The sequence below is a fragment of the Kitasatospora sp. NBC_01560 genome (assembly GCF_045208415.1).
GTDB lineage: Bacteria > Actinomycetota > Actinomycetes > Streptomycetales > Streptomycetaceae > Kitasatospora.
This window is the reverse complement of the sequence record NZ_CP109364.1, coordinates 3,739,915-3,755,610: the sequence shown is the minus strand read 5'-3', so window position 1 is coordinate 3,755,610 and position 15,696 is coordinate 3,739,915. Positions and strand designations below refer to the sequence as shown.

Sequence of the window (15,696 nt, the reverse complement as noted above, 5' to 3'; positions counted from 1 at the left end):
CGCGATGAAGAAGCCCGCGTTCAAGAAGAAGCCGCAGGCCCCGGCCGGCACCGCGCCGGCGGAGGGCAGCGCCGGCTTCTCCGCCGGCGCCGCCCGGACCGGCGGAGGGACCAGGACCACCCAGTCGCTGCTGGCCGCCGCCGCCGTGCTCGCGGTGGTGTTCGGCGTCGCCCAGCTGCGACCGCCGGCCGCACCGGCCGGCGCCGGCCACGGCGGCACCGCCACCACGGCGCAGGTCGAGCGGACGGCCGCGGTCTGCCCGCAGCCGCTCCAGGGGCTGACCGGCTCGACCAGCCTCACCGCGTACGCCCCGCCCGGCGGCGCGGCCGGGGCCGACGCGGCGCCCGCCGGCAGCGGCTGGATCGCCGACGCGGCCGCCCCCGCCACCCCGCCGACCGCCGCCCCCTCGGCGGCGCCCTCCACGCCCGCGGCCCCGGCACCGTCGGCCGCCGGCACGCCGGCGCCCGACAAGGGCGCCGCACCCGCCGACGCCCGGCTGACGGCGACCAAGCCCGGCACGCCCGTCACCGGCCCGGCCGCGAACGGCGACACCGCGCCCGGCACCGGGGCGGTCGCCACCGGCGCCCTGGCGCCCGGCTTCACCGTCACCCAGACCACCACCGTCACCGAGCAGCGCGGGAGCGGCCTGTCCGGCATCACCTGCACCCCGGCCGGCACCAGCTTCTGGTTCGCCGGGGCCAGCACCGCCGGTGACCGCACGGACTACGTCAGCCTGGTGAACACCGAGTCCACCGCCGCCGTCGTCGACATCAAGCTGTACGGCGACAAGGGCCTGATCGACAACGATGCCGCCAACGGCATCTCCGTCGCCCCCGGCAGCTCCCAGTCCGTCCTGCTGCCGACCATCAGCAAGGGCCAGGTCACCGACCTCGCCGTGCACGTGGTCGTCCGCACCGGCCGGGTCGGCGCCGCCCTGCACGCCGCCGACGGCGCCAAGGGCGCCGACTGGGTGCCCGCCTCCGCCGACCCGGCGCCCACCCAGGTGATCCCCGGCCTGCCGGCCGACACCGCCGGCGCCCGCCTGGTGGTCTGGGCCCCGCCGGAGGACGACGCGGACCTGAAGATCGAGCTCTCCGGCAAGAACGGCTGGTTCGTCCCGGCCGGCAACGAGTCCATCCACATCAAGGCCGGCCAGGTGGCCGCTGTCGACCTCGGCAAGGTCACCCGCGACGAGGTGGCCGGCCTGCGGCTGTCGCCCAGCGACGACAAGCACCCCACCCCCGTGGTGGCCGGCCTGCGGGTCGACCGCGCCGGGCAGAACGGCAAGTCCGACGCGGCCTGGCTGACCGGTACCGTCCCGGTCGGCGCCCGCGCCACGGTGGCCGACAACCGGGGCGGCGGCGCGGCCACGCTGTTCCTCACCTCCGCCGGGGAGGCCGCGACCGTGAAGGTCACCGCCTCGGCCGGGACGGGCGGCGGCACGCCGGTCAGCAAGGAGGTCCAGCTCCCGGCCGGCGGCACGGTCGCCCTCCCGGCGCCCGAGCCGGGCGGTCTCAACGGCAGCTTCGCGCTGACCGTGGAGACCGTCTCCGGCGGCCCGGTGGTGGCCGCCCGGATGCTGGCCCTCCCGGTCAAGGACGTCCCGATGTTCACCGTCCAGGCGCTGCGCGACGACCGCAGCACCGTCAAGGTCCCGCAGGCCGCCCAGAACCCGGGCGTCGTGCTGCGCTGACCCGCCGACGACGAGGGGCGGTACCCGGAGACCTCCGGGTACCGCCCCTCATGCGTGCTTGCGCGCGGGCCCGCGGCGGCGGGCCGTCGCGCGCCGTCGCCGTCAGTCCTCGTCGTACCGCGGGTCGATGGCGTCCGGGGACAGCCCCAGCAGCTCCGCCACCTGCTCGATCAGGATCTCGTGCACCAGCGCCGCGCGGTCCTCCCGTGACTTCGCCCGGATCTCCACCGGCCGCCGGTAGACCACGATCTGGCTCTTCCGCCCCTGCTGCCCCGGCGACACCCGGCCCAGCGGCACCCCGCCGTCCGCGTCCGGGCCCTGGGCCTCGTGCAGCGGCACCTCCTGGACGGCGAACTCCACCTCGATCAGCTGCGGCCAGCGCCGCTCCAGCCGCTCCACCGACTCGCGCACGTAGTCGTCGAACAACTCGGAGCGGGTGAGCGAGATCGGCACCTGGGGAGGCGCCAGCGGGCCGCGCAGGCCCCTGCCGTGCCGGTCGCGGTGCCGGGGGCGGCGTGAAGGTCCCGTCGATGACTGCGGTGCAGAGCTGTCCATATCACTGCCGAGGGTAGTCCTTGGACGGTCGGAAGTGGACCACCCCGGCACCGAATCGCCAGGGGTGGCGGATGCACGGACGGGCGCACGGGCCGCGACACGGCACACCCTCCGGGCAGGCGGTCTTCGCTCCCCGGCGAGGAGTGCTGTACCGTCCACCCTCGTGAGCTCTGTACGTCGTTGTTCGCGGACCGCGTGCGGCCGACCGGCCGTCGCAACGCTGACGTACGTCTACGCGGACTCCACCGCCGTCCTCGGCCCGCTCGCGACCTACGCCGAGCCGCACTGCTACGACCTGTGCGCCGAGCACGCCGAGCGCCTCACCGCCCCGCGCGGCTGGGAGGTCGTCCGGCTCGCCGCCGAGGCCGGCCCGCTCCGCCGCAGCAGCGACGACCTCGAAGCGCTCGCCAACGCCGTCCGCGAGGCCGCCCGCCCGCAGACCCCGCGTCAGGGCCGGGGCCCCGAGGGCGAGTCCACCGAGGCCGGCCGCCGCGGCCACCTGCGCGTGCTGCGCTCGCCCGACAACTGAGCCCCGGTCCGGCCCGCCCCCACCCCCCGCCGCGGACCGCCCGCCCGCCGCCTCCCGGTACGCTGCCCCCCTGTCCGGGTACCGACAGGTGCCGTCCTCGGACGTATCGTGACCATGGGCGACCAGCCCGCCGATCAGACAGAGAACCAGGGTGGAGCCGCAGTGCGCGACCTCAAGCAGCTCGTGAAGGCGTACGACGTACGAGGCGTGGTCCCGGACCAGTGGGACGAGAGCCTTGCGCGCGCCTTCGGCGCCGCGTTCGTCCAGGTCACCGAAGCGACCGCGATCGTGGTCGGCCACGACATGCGGCCCTCCTCCCCGTCCCTGAGCCGGGCCTTCGCCGAGGGTGCCGCGGCCTACGGCGCCGACGTGGTCGAGATCGGCCTCTGCTCGACCGACCAGCTGTACTACGCCAGCGGCAAGCTCGACCTGCCCGGCGCGATGTTCACCGCCAGCCACAACCCGGCCGAGTACAACGGCATCAAGCTCTGCCGCGCCGGTGCCGCCCCGGTCGGCCAGGACACCGGCCTCGCCGAGATCCGCGAGCTGGTCGAGTCCTGGACCGCCGAGGACGACACCGTCACCGTCCCCGTGCGCGACGTCAAGCCGGGTGCGCTCTCCGCGCAGGAGACCCTGCGCGGCTACGCCGACCACCTGCTGGGCCTGGTCGACCTCACCGCGATCCGCCCGCTCAAGGTCGTCGTCGACGCGGGCAACGGCATGGGCGGCCACACCGTGCCGACCGTCTTCGACGGCCTGCCGCTCGACCTCGTGCCGATGTACTTCGAGCTGGACGGCACCTTCCCCAACCACGAGGCCAACCCGCTCGACCCGAAGAACCTGGTCGACCTCCAGGCCAAGGTCCGCGAGGTCGGCGCCGACCTCGGCCTCGCCTTCGACGGCGACGCCGACCGCTGCTTCGTCGTCGACGAGCGCGGCGAGCCGGTCTCGCCGTCCGCGATCACCGCGCTGGTCGCCGTCCGGGAGATCGCCCGGGCCCGGGCGGCCGGCGAGGCCGAGCCGACCGTCATCCACAACCTGATCACCTCCTGGACCGTCCCCGAGGTGGTCGTCGAGCTCGGCGGCAAGCCGGTCCGCACCCGGGTCGGCCACTCCTTCATCAAGCAGGAGATGGCCGTCACCGACGCCGTCTTCGGCGGCGAGCACTCCGCGCACTACTACTTCCGCGACTTCTGGCGCGCCGACACCGGCATGCTCGCCGCCCTGCACGTGCTGGCCGCCCTCGGCGGACAGCAGGAGACCCTCTCCGCGCTCACCGCCGAGTACGACCGCTACGCCGCCTCCGGCGAGATCAACAGCACCGTCGCCGACCAGGCCGACCGCTCCGCCGCCGTCCGCGCCGCCTACGCCGGCCAGGAGGGCACCACGGTGGACGAGCTGGACGGCCTCACCGTGGCGGGCCCGGACTGGTGGTTCAACCTGCGCGCCTCCAACACCGAGCCGCTGCTGCGCCTGAACGTCGAGGCCAAGGACCCGGCGCGGATGGCCGAGCTGCGCGACGGCGTCCTCGCCATCGTCCGCGCCTGACGCACGCCCGTTGTGCCCCGGCCGGTAGGGTTTCCTACCGGCCGGGGCACCGCCGTGCCACCCCTGAGACCCCTGCCACCCGAACCTGGGAGCCGAACACCATGAAGCTCGAATCCTTCCTGCTGGAGATCCTGGTCTGCCCGCAGTGCCGGGCCGCGCTCACCGAGGGCGGCAGCGAGGACCAGCCCGAGCTGATCTGCACCGGCGAGAGCTGCGGCCTCGCCTACCCCGTCCGGGACGGCATTCCGGTGCTGCTGGTGGACGAGGCCCGCCGCCCGGCCTGATCCTTGGGGGCGGATCCCGTCCCCGCGGATCCGCCCGGCCCCGCCGTCCGGCCCGCTCGGCCCGTCCGGCCCACTCGCCCCGCCCGCAGTCCCGCAGCCCCGCAAGTCCTCTGCCCCGCAGCCCTCAGCGCCCAGCCAGCAGCCGGAGGCCCGCCGCATGCTCGACGACACCCTGCTCGACGACCCGGCCGCCCTCCGGCGCGCCGACCACGACCGGGCCCTGCTCGCCCTCGCGGGCGCCGGCGCCCGGGTCCGTACCGCGCTGCGCCTCGCCGACGCCGCCGGCGTCGACCGGCTGCGGCCCGACGGCCGCCCGCGCTCGGTCCTGGTCGCCGGACACGGCAGCGCCCTGACGGCGGGTGAGATGCTCGCCGCCCTGGCCGGCACCTCCACGCTGGTCACCCCGCTGTCGCCGGCCGACGTCGCCGCCGTCCCGCGCACCGACCGGTCCGTCGCGCCGCCCGTCTTCACCGACGGGCTCGGCTGGCAGCTCCCCGGCTGGGCCGGACCGCTCGACCTGCTGGTGATCAGCTCCGCGAACGGCGGTGAGCAGGGCCTGATCGCGCTCGCCGAACAGGCCTACGCCCGCGGCTGCGCCATCGTGGTCACCGCACCGGCCGGCAGCCCGCTGGCCGGAGCGGCCCTCCAGGTGCGGGCGCTGCCCCTGCCGTACGTGCCGCCGAACCTGCCCGACGACGGCACGCCGCCGGCCGGCCCGGCCACCGAGCCCGACCTGCCCGCCGAGGACCCGGCCGCGCTCTGGGCCCACCTCGCCCCGCTCCTCGCGCTCTGCCAGAAGCTCGGCGTCACCCAGCTGCCGTACGACGCGCCGGCCGCCACCGCGGACCTGCTGGACGCGACCGCCGTCCGCTGCCGGCCGGACGCCGCCGCGTACACCAATCCGGCCAAGAGCCTGGCCGCCCGGCTGGCCGGCACCGTCCCGCTGCTCTGGGCCGAGGGCCCGGTGGCGGGGGCGGCGGCCACCCGGTTCGCGGCCCAGCTCGCGGACCGCGCCGGCCGCCCGGCGCTCGCCGGCCTGCTGCCGCAGGTGCTGACCGCGCACCGGGGCATGTTCACCGGGCAGCTCGGTGCCGGTGCCGACCCCGACGACTTCTTCCGCGACCGGGTCGACGAGCCCGACCCGCTGCACCTCCAGGTGCTGCTGCTGCGGCACGCCCCGGCGGCCCCCGGGGCCGGCCGCCCGGGCGAGCGGCCGGCCGGGCCGGAGGCGGAGGAGGAGGGCCCGGCCGAGGTACCGGCCGACGACGAGAGCCCCCGCGGCTTCGGCGTCAGCCGTGCCCACCGGCTGGCCACCGGCCACGACGTCCGGCTCACCGAGTACGCCAGCGCCCGGCCCGACCCGCTGCACGCACTGGCCGACCTGGTGGCGCTGACCGACTTCGCCGCCGTCTACCTCGGGCTCGCGGCCGCGCAGTCCTGAGCCCGGGGGCGGCGGCCCGGTACCGTATGCGCTCGACAACGACTGAGCGCGGGCTGTACGGCCCCCGGCGGAGGGACCATCCCGAGCATGAGCACCGAAGGCGGTACCAAGGCCCTGGTCGCGGCCCTGTCCGCGAACCTGGGCATCGCGGTCGGCAAATTCGTGGCCTTCGCGTTCTCCGGCTCGTCCTCGATGCTGGCCGAGGGCGTCCACTCGCTGGCCGACTCCGGCAACCAGGTGCTGCTGCTGATCGGCGGCAAGCGCTCGCAGCGCCGGGCCACCCCCGAGCACCCGTTCGGCTACGGGCGCGAGCGCTACATCTACGCCTTCCTGGTCTCCATCGTGCTGTTCAGCGTCGGTGGCATGTTCGCCCTCTACGAGGGCTACGAGAAGGTCGCCCACCCGCACGAGCTGGACAACTGGTACTGGCCGATCGGCGTGCTCGTGCTGGCCATCGGTCTGGAGGCGTGGTCCTTCTTCACCGCCTACCGCGAGGCTCTCAAGGACAAGGGCGGGCACGGCTGGCCCGCCTACATCCGCCGGGCCAAGGCACCGGAGCTGCCGGTCGTCCTGCTGGAGGACACCGGCGCGCTGATCGGCCTCGTCCTCGCGCTGCTGGGCGTCGGGCTGACCGCGATCACCGGGAACGGCGTCTGGGACGGCATCGGCACCCTGTCGATCGGCGCGCTGCTGATCGCCATCGCGGTCGTGCTGGTACTGGAGACGAGGTCTCTGCTGATCGGCGAGTCCGCCCACCCCGAGGTGGTGGCCGAGATCCGCGACGCCCTGGTGGACCACGACACCGTCGCCCGCGTCATCCACATGCGGACCCTGCACCTCGGCCCCGAGGAGCTGCTGGTCGCCGCCAAGATCGCGGTCAACGCGGAGGACACCGCCACCCAGGTGGCCGAGGCGATCGACGCCGCCGAGGTGCGGGTGCGCCGCGCCGTCCCGATCGCCCGGGTCATCTACCTGGAGCCCGACATCTACAGCGCCGACAAGGAGGCCGCGGGCGACGACCCGTACGCCACGCCCGGCGGGCCGGTGCCGGGCGCGCACTGACCCGTCCGCGGGCACCTTCCGGCGGCACCTTCCGGCGGCGCCGGCCGGGCCGCGGGCCGCGGCCGAAATCGGTCGTAGCGCGCCGGACCCCGGGGCCGCCGGTGTAGATTCGTCATCAGTGCCAGAACGTCGCTGCTGATGGCGGTCGATCGGTGGTCCGCACCCGGGAGGGCGCGCACCGGTCGAGGGAGAGAGGTCCTCCGACGGTTTGTGCCGAGCAGCGGGGAGCCCGTCCGCACCGTGGACCGGGACGCCCCGGGCGTTGCCGCGCACCCGTGCGGCCGCGTCGTGCTGCGACGCACCCGAGGACCTTGGCCGTGCCCCACCCCCCATCCGCGAGGAGCAGACGCATGTCGACCGACATCACCGGTGACTTCAAGGTTGCCGACCTTTCCCTGGCGCCGTTCGGGCGCAAGGAGATCCAGCTGGCCGAGCACGAGATGCCGGGCCTGATGTCCATCCGTGCCGAGTACGCGGCGTCGCAGCCGCTGGCCGGTGCCCGGATCACCGGTTCGCTGCACATGACCGTGCAGACGGCGGTGCTGATCGAGACCCTGACGGCTCTCGGCGCCGAGGTCCGCTGGTGCTCGTGCAACATCTTCTCGACCCAGGACCACGCGGCCGCGGCGATCGCGGTCGGCCCGGAGGGCACCGCGGAGAACCCGCAGGGTGTGCCGGTGTTCGCCTGGAAGGGCGAGACGCTGGAGGAGTACTGGTGGTGCACCGAGCAGGCGCTGACCTGGCCGGACGGTCGGACGCCGAACATGATCCTGGACGACGGCGGTGACGCGACGCTGCTGATCCACAAGGGCGTCGAGTTCGAGAAGGCCGGTGCCGCGCCGGACCCGTCGACCGCGGACAACGACGAGTTCCGGATCATCCTGGAGCTGCTGAACCGCACGCTGGTCGAGACGCCGAACAAGTGGACCGAGGTCGCGGCCACGATCAAGGGCGTGACGGAGGAGACCACGACGGGTGTCCACCGTCTGTACGAGATGCACCGGGACGGTCAGCTGCTGTTCCCGGCGATCAACGTCAACGACTCGGTCACCAAGTCGAAGTTCGACAACAAGTACGGCTGCCGTCACTCGCTGATCGACGGGATCAACCGGGCCACCGACGTGCTGATCGGCGGCAAGGTCGCGGTCGTCGCCGGCTACGGCGACGTGGGCAAGGGCTGCGCGGAGTCGCTGCGCGGCCAGGGTGCCCGCGTGATCGTCACGGAGATCGACCCGATCTGCGCGCTGCAGGCGGCGATGGACGGGTACCAGGTCGCGACGCTGGAGGATGTCGTCGAGTCGGCGGACATCTTCATCACGACGACGGGCAACAAGGACATCATCATGGCCTCGCACATGGCCCGGATGAAGCACCAGGCGATCGTCGGGAACATCGGTCACTTCGACAACGAGATCGACATGGCCGGGCTGGCGCAGCTGCCGGGTGTGGTGAAGACCGAGGTGAAGCCGCAGGTCCACGAGTGGCGCAAGGCGGACGGTCGCACGATCATCGTGCTGTCCGAGGGGCGTCTGCTGAACCTGGGCAACGCGACGGGTCACCCGTCGTTCGTGATGTCGAACTCGTTCGCGAACCAGACGATCGCGCAGATCGAGCTGTTCACGAAGACCGAGCAGTACCCGATCGGTGTGTACGTGCTGCCGAAGCACCTGGACGAGAAGGTCGCCCGGCTGCACCTGGACGCGCTGGGCGTGAAGCTGACGACGCTCAGCAAGGACCAGGCCGACTACATCGGTGTCCCGGTCGAGGGCCCGTACAAGGCCGACCAGTACCGGTACTGATCGCCCGACGCGTACGCCGGTGGCCGGCACCCCGCACCCGGGGTGCCGGCCACCGGCACGTTCACCCCACCACGTCGGTCGTCCAGGTGCTCTCGTCCACACCCGTGACGTGCACCAGGCCGAGCAGACCCGGCAGGTCCCCGAGCCGGTCGAGTGCCGCAGGGGTGTCGCGCCCGGGAGACTTGGACGCGCAGATCCGGAGCCCCTGCTCGACCCGGCAGACCGGTGAGACCAGGAAGAGCTCCGCCTCCGGCCCCAGATCGAGCTCCGGGGTCACCGTCACCTTGGCCTGCTTGCCCCCGATGTCGAACAGGGCCTCGGCGATCCAGGGGCGGGCCGTGCCGGTGCGCCGGGTCAGCGAGACGTCGGTCGGCCGGAAGGACTCCGGAAGCCCGGCGAACCGGAACGGCAATGGGACGTCCCGCTGCCCGAACGTGGCGCCGGCCGCGACCCGGAGCAGAATCTCCTCCGAGCGGTCGGACTGCTGTCCGCCGTAGGCCGAGATCTGTGCCCACCGGCCGGACGACGTCAGCCAGCGGAGCAGTCGGCCCCCGCTCTCGTAGCCCTTCCGGTCGAGCCAGTAGGCCGCTCGCCCGCCGACGGCGGGAGCCTCGGTCCGCACCTCGGGCCGGCCCGGCGTCAGGTCGAGCGCCGGTTCGGGGCCGGCGGGGAAGAGCGAGAGCCTGATCGACGGGAGGGAGATGCCCTCGCCGCCGGCGGTGGCCGCGAAGCCGTACTGGCCCGCCTGGTAGCCGACGCCGTTCACCCACGAGGGCAACCAGCCGAACCCGACCTCGGTGGTCAGCGGATCGGCTCCGGCAAGGAGCGTGGCGGTGGGCGTGGGCGAGGAGGTGGCGACAGGCTCCGACGCCGGCGGCAGGGAGGCACCGCCCCCGTCCGGCCGGAGCGCCAGGGTGCCGGTGACCAGTGCCGCCGTCACCGCCGCCACCACCCCGACCGCCGCGGCCCGGCGGCGGCGCAGCCGGGCCCGGCCCCGGGCGACGGACCGGCCGGCGTCGAAACCGGGCGGTGGTGCGGGTTCATCGGCGAGGGCGACGAGGCGGTCGGTCAGTTCACGGTGCTCGATGCTCATCGGGATGTCCTCTCGGCATTGACCGCAGCGGTGGCGAGCCCGCTGCGCAGGCTCGCCACCGCACGGGAACTCTGACTCTTGACGTTGCCGGCCGAGCACCCCAGCGCCTCGGCGGCCTGATCGACCGTCAGGTCGCAGTAGTAGCGGAGCACCACGGTGGCCCGCTGGCGCGGTGGCAGCGCGGCCAGTGCCCGGCGCAGATCGAGCGAGGCGTCGAGATCGACGCACACGGACGCGATGTCCGGCGCGGAACCGGTGCGGCTGGTGCGGCGCCACCACGGTGACCGCTGTTCGGCCAGGAACGTGTTCACCAGCACCCTGCGGGCGTAGCCGTCCACGTTCTCCACCCGGCTGATCCGCGACCAGTGCACGTAGAGCTTGGTGATGGTCTCCTGGACCAGGTCGTCTGCCCGGTGCCAGTCCCCGCACAGCAGATAGGCGACCTTGCGCAGCCAGTTGCTCCTGGATGCCACGTACTCGGTGAACTCCTCGTCGCGTGCCTGTTTCGCCATCCCCGCCCCCTTTCCCTCGAACCGGCGGCGCGGTGCGCGCCGCCTTCCCCCCTCTGATGCGGGTGACCGGTCGTACGTTGCATGCGGGACGGCCGTGATCGTCCACGTAGGCTTTCGGGCATGCCCAACGGCCGGTACTCGCTCCACGACACCCATGACCACGTGCTGCTCGGCGAGGAGCGCTTCAGCTGCGCGCCCGGCCCGGCCGGCTGGCGCTACGTCTCCAAGACGTACGGCCCCGAGGGCCAGGTGCTCGGCACGGTCGACCTGACCCTGGACTCGCGGGCCCGGCCGCTGCGGGCGGAGCTCCGCGGGGGTGGCTGGCAGGTCCGCGGCGGGGCCGTCGACGGGGTGGCCTGGGTGCGGACCGACGCGGCCGACCCGGGCGGGGAGCACACCGTGGAGGGGCACGACCGGGCCCACGGCTTCGCCGGACGCTCGCCGGCCTTCCTGGTCGCCACCGCGCGGTTGCTGCGACTGCGGGAGGGGGCGAGCGCGAAGGTGCGGCTGGTGGCCTTCACCGAACCGGTGCTGGCGCCCCGCACGTTCGACCAGGGCTGGCTGCTGGAGGCGGTGGAGACGCACGCCACGGACTCCGGGCCGCTGCTGGTGGAGCGGTACCAGGTGGCGGATCTGGAGACCGGCGAGCAGCAGGTGGTGCACCTGGCCGGGGACGTGGTGCTGGCCGCGGCGGGGGTCGAGCTGGAGGAGCTGGAGTCGCCGCCGAACGCCTGGCCGGTGGAGTTCGGAGGCTAGGTGACGGCCGGAGTGGGGTGGAGCGGGGCAGTGTCCGGTCCCGGTCGTGCGGCCTGGCGTCAGGCGGGCGGGGCGAAACCGGTGCCGGGGTGCTGCTGCGGTGCGGGAGCCGGCGCGGGGGCCGTCGTCGGCGCGGCGGGAGCGGGTGCCGGGGGTGCGGTGGTCGGTGCTGCCTGTGCTGCCGGGTAGTGCGCCGCCGGGGTGACCGGGTGGGGGTACGACTGCTGCTGGAGGACGTGGCTCTGGGCCCGGGTCCACTCGCGCCGCTGGCGCTCGGTCAGCACCGCCCCGAGGTAGGCCGCCGGGTGCAGCCCGTACGGGACGGGGTGGCCGGTGCGGGCCGCGAGGTCCTCGGCGAGCCGGGCGGACATCTGGTGCGCCACGGCCGGGTCGAGCTGGCCGATCCGGCCGAGCAGCTGCCGGACGGCCAGCCAGAGCGGCTCGGGCACGGCGGAGAGGTCCAGTGCCACCAGCTCGCCCCCGATCGCCTGCAGCAGCTGCGGGTGCACCGGCGGCAGCGCGGTGGCGGCGCCGCTGCCGCCCGGCACGCGCTCGCGGACCACGAGAGTCCCCGCGAAGATGTCGCCCAGCCGCTTGCCGTCCGTGGACACCGCGGAGGTGACCGCCGCCGGCACCCCGCTCAGCACGATGAGCTCGAAGAAGCCGATCAGGCCGCGCACCAGCGCGTGCCGGAACCGCACCGGACCACCGTCGACGCGTACCACTCGCAGGCCGAGGGCGGCCTTGCCGAGCGAACGGCCCCGGGTGAAGGTCTCGACCATCACGGGCACGGCCACCAGGAAGAAGACCATGAGCCCGAGCATGAGCGCGGCGAGCGCGGCGGAGTCGAGGTCGACCAGGGCGACGCTCAGCGTCAACGAGACCACCACGAGCGCGGCCACCTCCACGGCCAGGTCCAGCGCGACCGCCAGTGCCCGGCTCGGAAGCTTCGCCGTGCGCAGGCCGAGGACGACCGCCTCGCCCGTCACCAGGTCGCTCAAGACACCCGTCCGTTCCCGTCGGTGGTTCGTGGTCCGCGCCACGTGGCCGCGGCACGCCGGATGCGGCACGCCGGTCGCACGTCGCGGGGAGGGAGCACCGGTCGGATCGGCCCCCACGATCCCGTGATCTGCAGTCGTCAACATACGGGGCCGCGCGGTCGCTCGGGAAGGGAGGTCCCGGGCCGCCGGGGAAAGCAGGTCCCGGCCGTCCGGGGGCGTGCTCTCCCTGGCATGCTGGGCCCACTTGTCCGCACCCGCCTGCCCGCGCGCCCCGCGCCGACCATGGAGCTGCCGAATGGACCTGGACGTCTTCGTCGCCACCCACCAGGGGGAGTGGGCACGGCTGGACGCCCTCGCCCGGACCCGCCGGCTCAGTGGTGAGGAGGCGGACGAACTGGTCACCCTCTACCAGCGCGTGACCGGTCATCTGGCCAAGGTCCAGGCCGCCGCACCCGACCCCACCCTGGAGGGCCGGCTCACCAGCCTCGTCTCCCGCGCGCGCGACGCGGTCACCGGCAGCCGCAGCAGCGGCTGGCGGGACGTCGCGCGCTACTACACGGTGAGCTTCCCGGCCGCGCTCTACCGCTCCCGCCGCTGGTGGCTGCCGGTCGCGGTGCTCTCACTGCTCGGTACCGTCCTGGTCGCCTGGTGGGTGGCGACCCATCCGGAGGTCAGGAACAGCCTTGCCACGCCGGAGACGATCCGCGAGATGACCAGGCCGGGCGGTGACTACGAGGCCTACTACTCGGACCGCCCCGCCGGCTCGTTCGCGGCCCAGGTCTGGACGAACAACGCCTGGATCGCGGTGCAGTGCCTGCTCTACGGCGTCGCGCTCGGGATCCCCGTGCTCATGGTGCTCTGGAGCAACGTCCTCAACCTCGGCCTCGGGGTGGGTCTGATGGCCTCCGCCGGGCGGCTCGACATCTTCCTCGGCCTGCTCATCCCGCACGGCCTGCTGGAGCTGACCGCCGTCTTCGTGGCCGGCGGCCTCGGCCTGCGCCTCGGCTGGACGGTCATCGACCCCGGCCCGCGCACCCGGGGGACCGCCCTCGCGGAACAGGGCCGTTCCATCATCGGCATGGCCATCGGCCTCGCGACGGTGCTGGCGGTGTCCGGGGTACTGGAGGCGTTCGTGACCCCGTCCGGCCTGCCCACCTGGGCCCGGATCTCGATCGGCGTGCTGGCCGAGGTCGCGTTTCTCCTCTACGCACTCGTCCTGGGGCGAAAGGCTGCCGCCGACGGCGAGACCGGGGATCTGGATGCCGCCGACCGGGCGGACCTCCAGCCCGTCGCGGCCTGAGCCGATGTCATCCACACGCCTCTGACCTGGTACTCTTCTCGCATCCCGACCAAACCATTGACGTGGTGGGGGCGGGCTAGTAGGTTTGAACGGTTGGGACAGGTTGGACAACGACCCGTCCCGGGCGTTAGTGTCTACGACAACGCCAGATCGAGGCGAGTGTGTTTCACGAAATACACACCCTCCGACGAGGTAAAACCCCCGGAACTGAGCACAACGAAAGCTTTGATAAGCTTTCGAGCGAAGTGAAGGAAATCCCCCCAGCGGGAATTCAGAGAAACAAAGCGCCGGTAAGAACGGCCGCGAGGATCTGATAAGCTGGAAACACGAAAGAACGAAGCGCCCGGAGGGCCGGTGTGAAAGCCGCCTGAAGGAAGTGTCCGTTCCTTGAGAACTCAACAGCGTGCCAAAAGTCAACGCCAGATATGTTGACATCCCCGGCCTCGATCATTTGATCGGGGTTGGAGATTCCTTTTGAAGTAAAACACTAGCGAGGACGCAGTGCGCGGGGCCGCCCTATTCCGGTGGTTGCCGTGCCGCTCGACGCGAGTGCAGCTCGACCGCTTTTCATTAAGCACTGTCGAGAAGACATTCACGGAGAGTTTGATCCTGGCTCAGGACGAACGCTGGCGGCGTGCTTAACACATGCAAGTCGAACGGTGAAGCCCTTCGGGGTGGATCAGTGGCGAACGGGTGAGTAACACGTGGGCAATCTGCCCTGCACTCTGGGACAAGCCCTGGAAACGGGGTCTAATACCGGATATGACCACGGTCCGCATGGACTGTGGTGTAAAGCTCCGGCGGTGCAGGATGAGCCCGCGGCCTATCAGCTTGTTGGTGGGGTAATGGCCTACCAAGGCGACGACGGGTAGCCGGCCTGAGAGGGCGACCGGCCACACTGGGACTGAGACACGGCCCAGACTCCTACGGGAGGCAGCAGTGGGGAATATTGCACAATGGGCGAAAGCCTGATGCAGCGACGCCGCGTGAGGGATGACGGCCTTCGGGTTGTAAACCTCTTTCAGCAGGGAAGAAGCGCAAGTGACGGTACCTGCAGAAGAAGCACCGGCTAACTACGTGCCAGCAGCCGCGGTAATACGTAGGGTGCGAGCGTTGTCCGGAATTATTGGGCGTAAAGAGCTCGTAGGCGGCCTGTCGCGTCGGATGTGAAAGCCCGGGGCTTAACCCCGGGTCTGCATTCGATACGGGCAGGCTAGAGTGTGGTAGGGGAGATCGGAATTCCTGGTGTAGCGGTGAAATGCGCAGATATCAGGAGGAACACCGGTGGCGAAGGCGGATCTCTGGGCCATTACTGACGCTGAGGAGCGAAAGCGTGGGGAGCGAACAGGATTAGATACCCTGGTAGTCCACGCCGTAAACGTTGGGAACTAGGTGTTGGCGACATTCCACGTCGTCGGTGCCGCAGCTAACGCATTAAGTTCCCCGCCTGGGGAGTACGGCCGCAAGGCTAAAACTCAAAGGAATTGACGGGGGCCCGCACAAGCAGCGGAGCATGTGGCTTAATTCGACGCAACGCGAAGAACCTTACCAAGGCTTGACATATGCCGGAAACGGCCAGAGATGGTCGCCCCCTTGTGGTCGGTATACAGGTGGTGCATGGTTGTCGTCAGCTCGTGTCGTGAGATGTTGGGTTAAGTCCCGCAACGAGCGCAACCCTTGTTCTGTGTTGCCAGCATGCCTTTCGGGGTGATGGGGACTCACAGGAGACTGCCGGGGTCAACTCGGAGGAAGGTGGGGACGACGTCAAATCATCATGCCCCTTATGTCTTGGGCTGCACACGTGCTACAATGGTCGGTACAAAGGGCTGCGATGCCGCGAGGCGGAGCGAATCCCAAAAGCCGGCCTCAGTTCGGATTGGGGTCTGCAACTCGACCCCATGAAGTTGGAGTTGCTAGTAATCGCAGATCAGCATGCTGCGGTGAATACGTTCCCGGGCCTTGTACACACCGCCCGTCACGTCACGAAAGTCGGTAACACCCGAAGCCGGTGGCCTAACCCGTAAGGGGAGGAGCCGTCGAAGGTGGGACCAGCGATTGGGACGAAGTCGTAACAAGGTAGCCGTACCGGAAGGTGCGGCTGGATCACCTCCTTTCTAAGGAGC

General features: G+C 71.9%; 13 protein-coding genes and 1 rRNA gene. 10 read left to right on the top strand and 4 right to left on the bottom strand.

Features of this window, described 5'->3' with window-relative positions:
• Window positions 1–4 precede the first annotated feature (4 nt).
• Complete coding sequence (locus OH807_RS16095; protein WP_406199083.1) at window positions 5–1,693, top strand: DUF5719 family protein; 1,689 nt, start codon at window positions 5–7, stop codon at window positions 1,691–1,693.
• A gap of 102 nt (window positions 1,694–1,795) precedes the next feature.
• On the opposite strand, the gene OH807_RS16090 is transcribed toward OH807_RS16095, so the two are convergent.
• On the bottom strand, window positions 1,796–2,248 hold the full coding sequence (locus OH807_RS16090; protein WP_406199081.1) for a metallopeptidase family protein: 453 nt from the start codon (window positions 2,246–2,248) through the stop codon (window positions 1,796–1,798).
• Between the two features lie 163 nt (window positions 2,249–2,411).
• Here OH807_RS16090 and OH807_RS16085 point away from each other — a divergent pair, with 163 nt between their 5' ends.
• The 6 genes from OH807_RS16085 (at window position 2,412) to ahcY (ending at window position 8,911) form a co-directional block, all read left to right on the top strand.
• Window positions 2,412–2,777, top strand: coding sequence for a DUF3499 domain-containing protein (locus OH807_RS16085; RefSeq protein ID WP_360192635.1), 366 nt, complete (start codon window positions 2,412–2,414; stop codon window positions 2,775–2,777).
• Between the two features lie 114 nt (window positions 2,778–2,891).
• Complete coding sequence (locus OH807_RS16080) at window positions 2,892–4,325, top strand: phosphomannomutase/phosphoglucomutase (RefSeq protein WP_406199079.1); 1,434 nt, start codon at window positions 2,892–2,894, stop codon at window positions 4,323–4,325.
• 101 nt (window positions 4,326–4,426) lie between these two features.
• The gene (locus OH807_RS16075) at window positions 4,427–4,609 is read left to right on the top strand and encodes a Trm112 family protein (RefSeq protein ID WP_406199076.1); all 183 of its coding nucleotides are present in this window, start codon (window positions 4,427–4,429) and stop codon (window positions 4,607–4,609) included.
• A gap of 157 nt (window positions 4,610–4,766) precedes the next feature.
• Complete coding sequence (locus tag OH807_RS16070) at window positions 4,767–6,050, top strand: SIS domain-containing protein (RefSeq protein WP_406199074.1); 1,284 nt, start codon at window positions 4,767–4,769, stop codon at window positions 6,048–6,050.
• A gap of 87 nt (window positions 6,051–6,137) precedes the next feature.
• Window positions 6,138–7,112 (top strand): cation diffusion facilitator family transporter, encoded by a 975-nt coding sequence (locus tag OH807_RS16065; protein WP_406199071.1) that lies wholly within the window; start codon window positions 6,138–6,140, stop codon window positions 7,110–7,112.
• 350 nt (window positions 7,113–7,462) lie between these two features.
• Window positions 7,463–8,911: an adenosylhomocysteinase gene (gene ahcY, locus OH807_RS16060; protein ID WP_406199069.1), complete on the top strand. Its 1,449-nt coding sequence runs from the start codon at window positions 7,463–7,465 to the stop codon at window positions 8,909–8,911.
• A gap of 61 nt (window positions 8,912–8,972) precedes the next feature.
• On the opposite strand, the gene OH807_RS16055 is transcribed toward ahcY, so the two are convergent.
• Both OH807_RS16055 and OH807_RS16050 read right to left on the bottom strand, forming a co-directional pair.
• On the bottom strand, window positions 8,973–10,004 hold the full coding sequence (locus tag OH807_RS16055) for a hypothetical protein (RefSeq protein ID WP_406199067.1): 1,032 nt from the start codon (window positions 10,002–10,004) through the stop codon (window positions 8,973–8,975).
• Window positions 10,001–10,516 (bottom strand): SigE family RNA polymerase sigma factor, encoded by a 516-nt coding sequence (locus OH807_RS16050; protein ID WP_406199065.1) that lies wholly within the window; start codon window positions 10,514–10,516, stop codon window positions 10,001–10,003. Before OH807_RS16050 ends, OH807_RS16055 begins: the two co-directional genes overlap by 4 nt.
• Before the next feature lie 120 nt (window positions 10,517–10,636).
• Between OH807_RS16050 and OH807_RS16045 the strand changes: the two genes are divergently transcribed.
• Window positions 10,637–11,272 (top strand): hypothetical protein, encoded by a 636-nt coding sequence (locus tag OH807_RS16045; protein WP_406199062.1) that lies wholly within the window; start codon window positions 10,637–10,639, stop codon window positions 11,270–11,272.
• A gap of 59 nt (window positions 11,273–11,331) precedes the next feature.
• On the opposite strand, the gene OH807_RS16040 is transcribed toward OH807_RS16045, so the two are convergent.
• Window positions 11,332–12,273 carry an RDD family protein gene (locus OH807_RS16040; RefSeq protein ID WP_406199060.1) on the bottom strand — a complete coding sequence of 314 codons (942 nt, stop codon included), beginning with the start codon at window positions 12,271–12,273 and terminating at the stop codon, window positions 11,332–11,334.
• A 295-nt stretch (window positions 12,274–12,568) separates the two neighbouring features.
• Between OH807_RS16040 and OH807_RS16035 the strand changes: the two genes are divergently transcribed.
• Window positions 12,569–13,573: a stage II sporulation protein M gene (locus OH807_RS16035; RefSeq protein WP_406199057.1), complete on the top strand. Its 1,005-nt coding sequence runs from the start codon at window positions 12,569–12,571 to the stop codon at window positions 13,571–13,573.
• 591 nt (window positions 13,574–14,164) lie between these two features.
• Window positions 14,165–15,687, top strand: a 16S ribosomal RNA gene (locus tag OH807_RS16030).
• Window positions 15,688–15,696 lie beyond the last annotated feature (9 nt).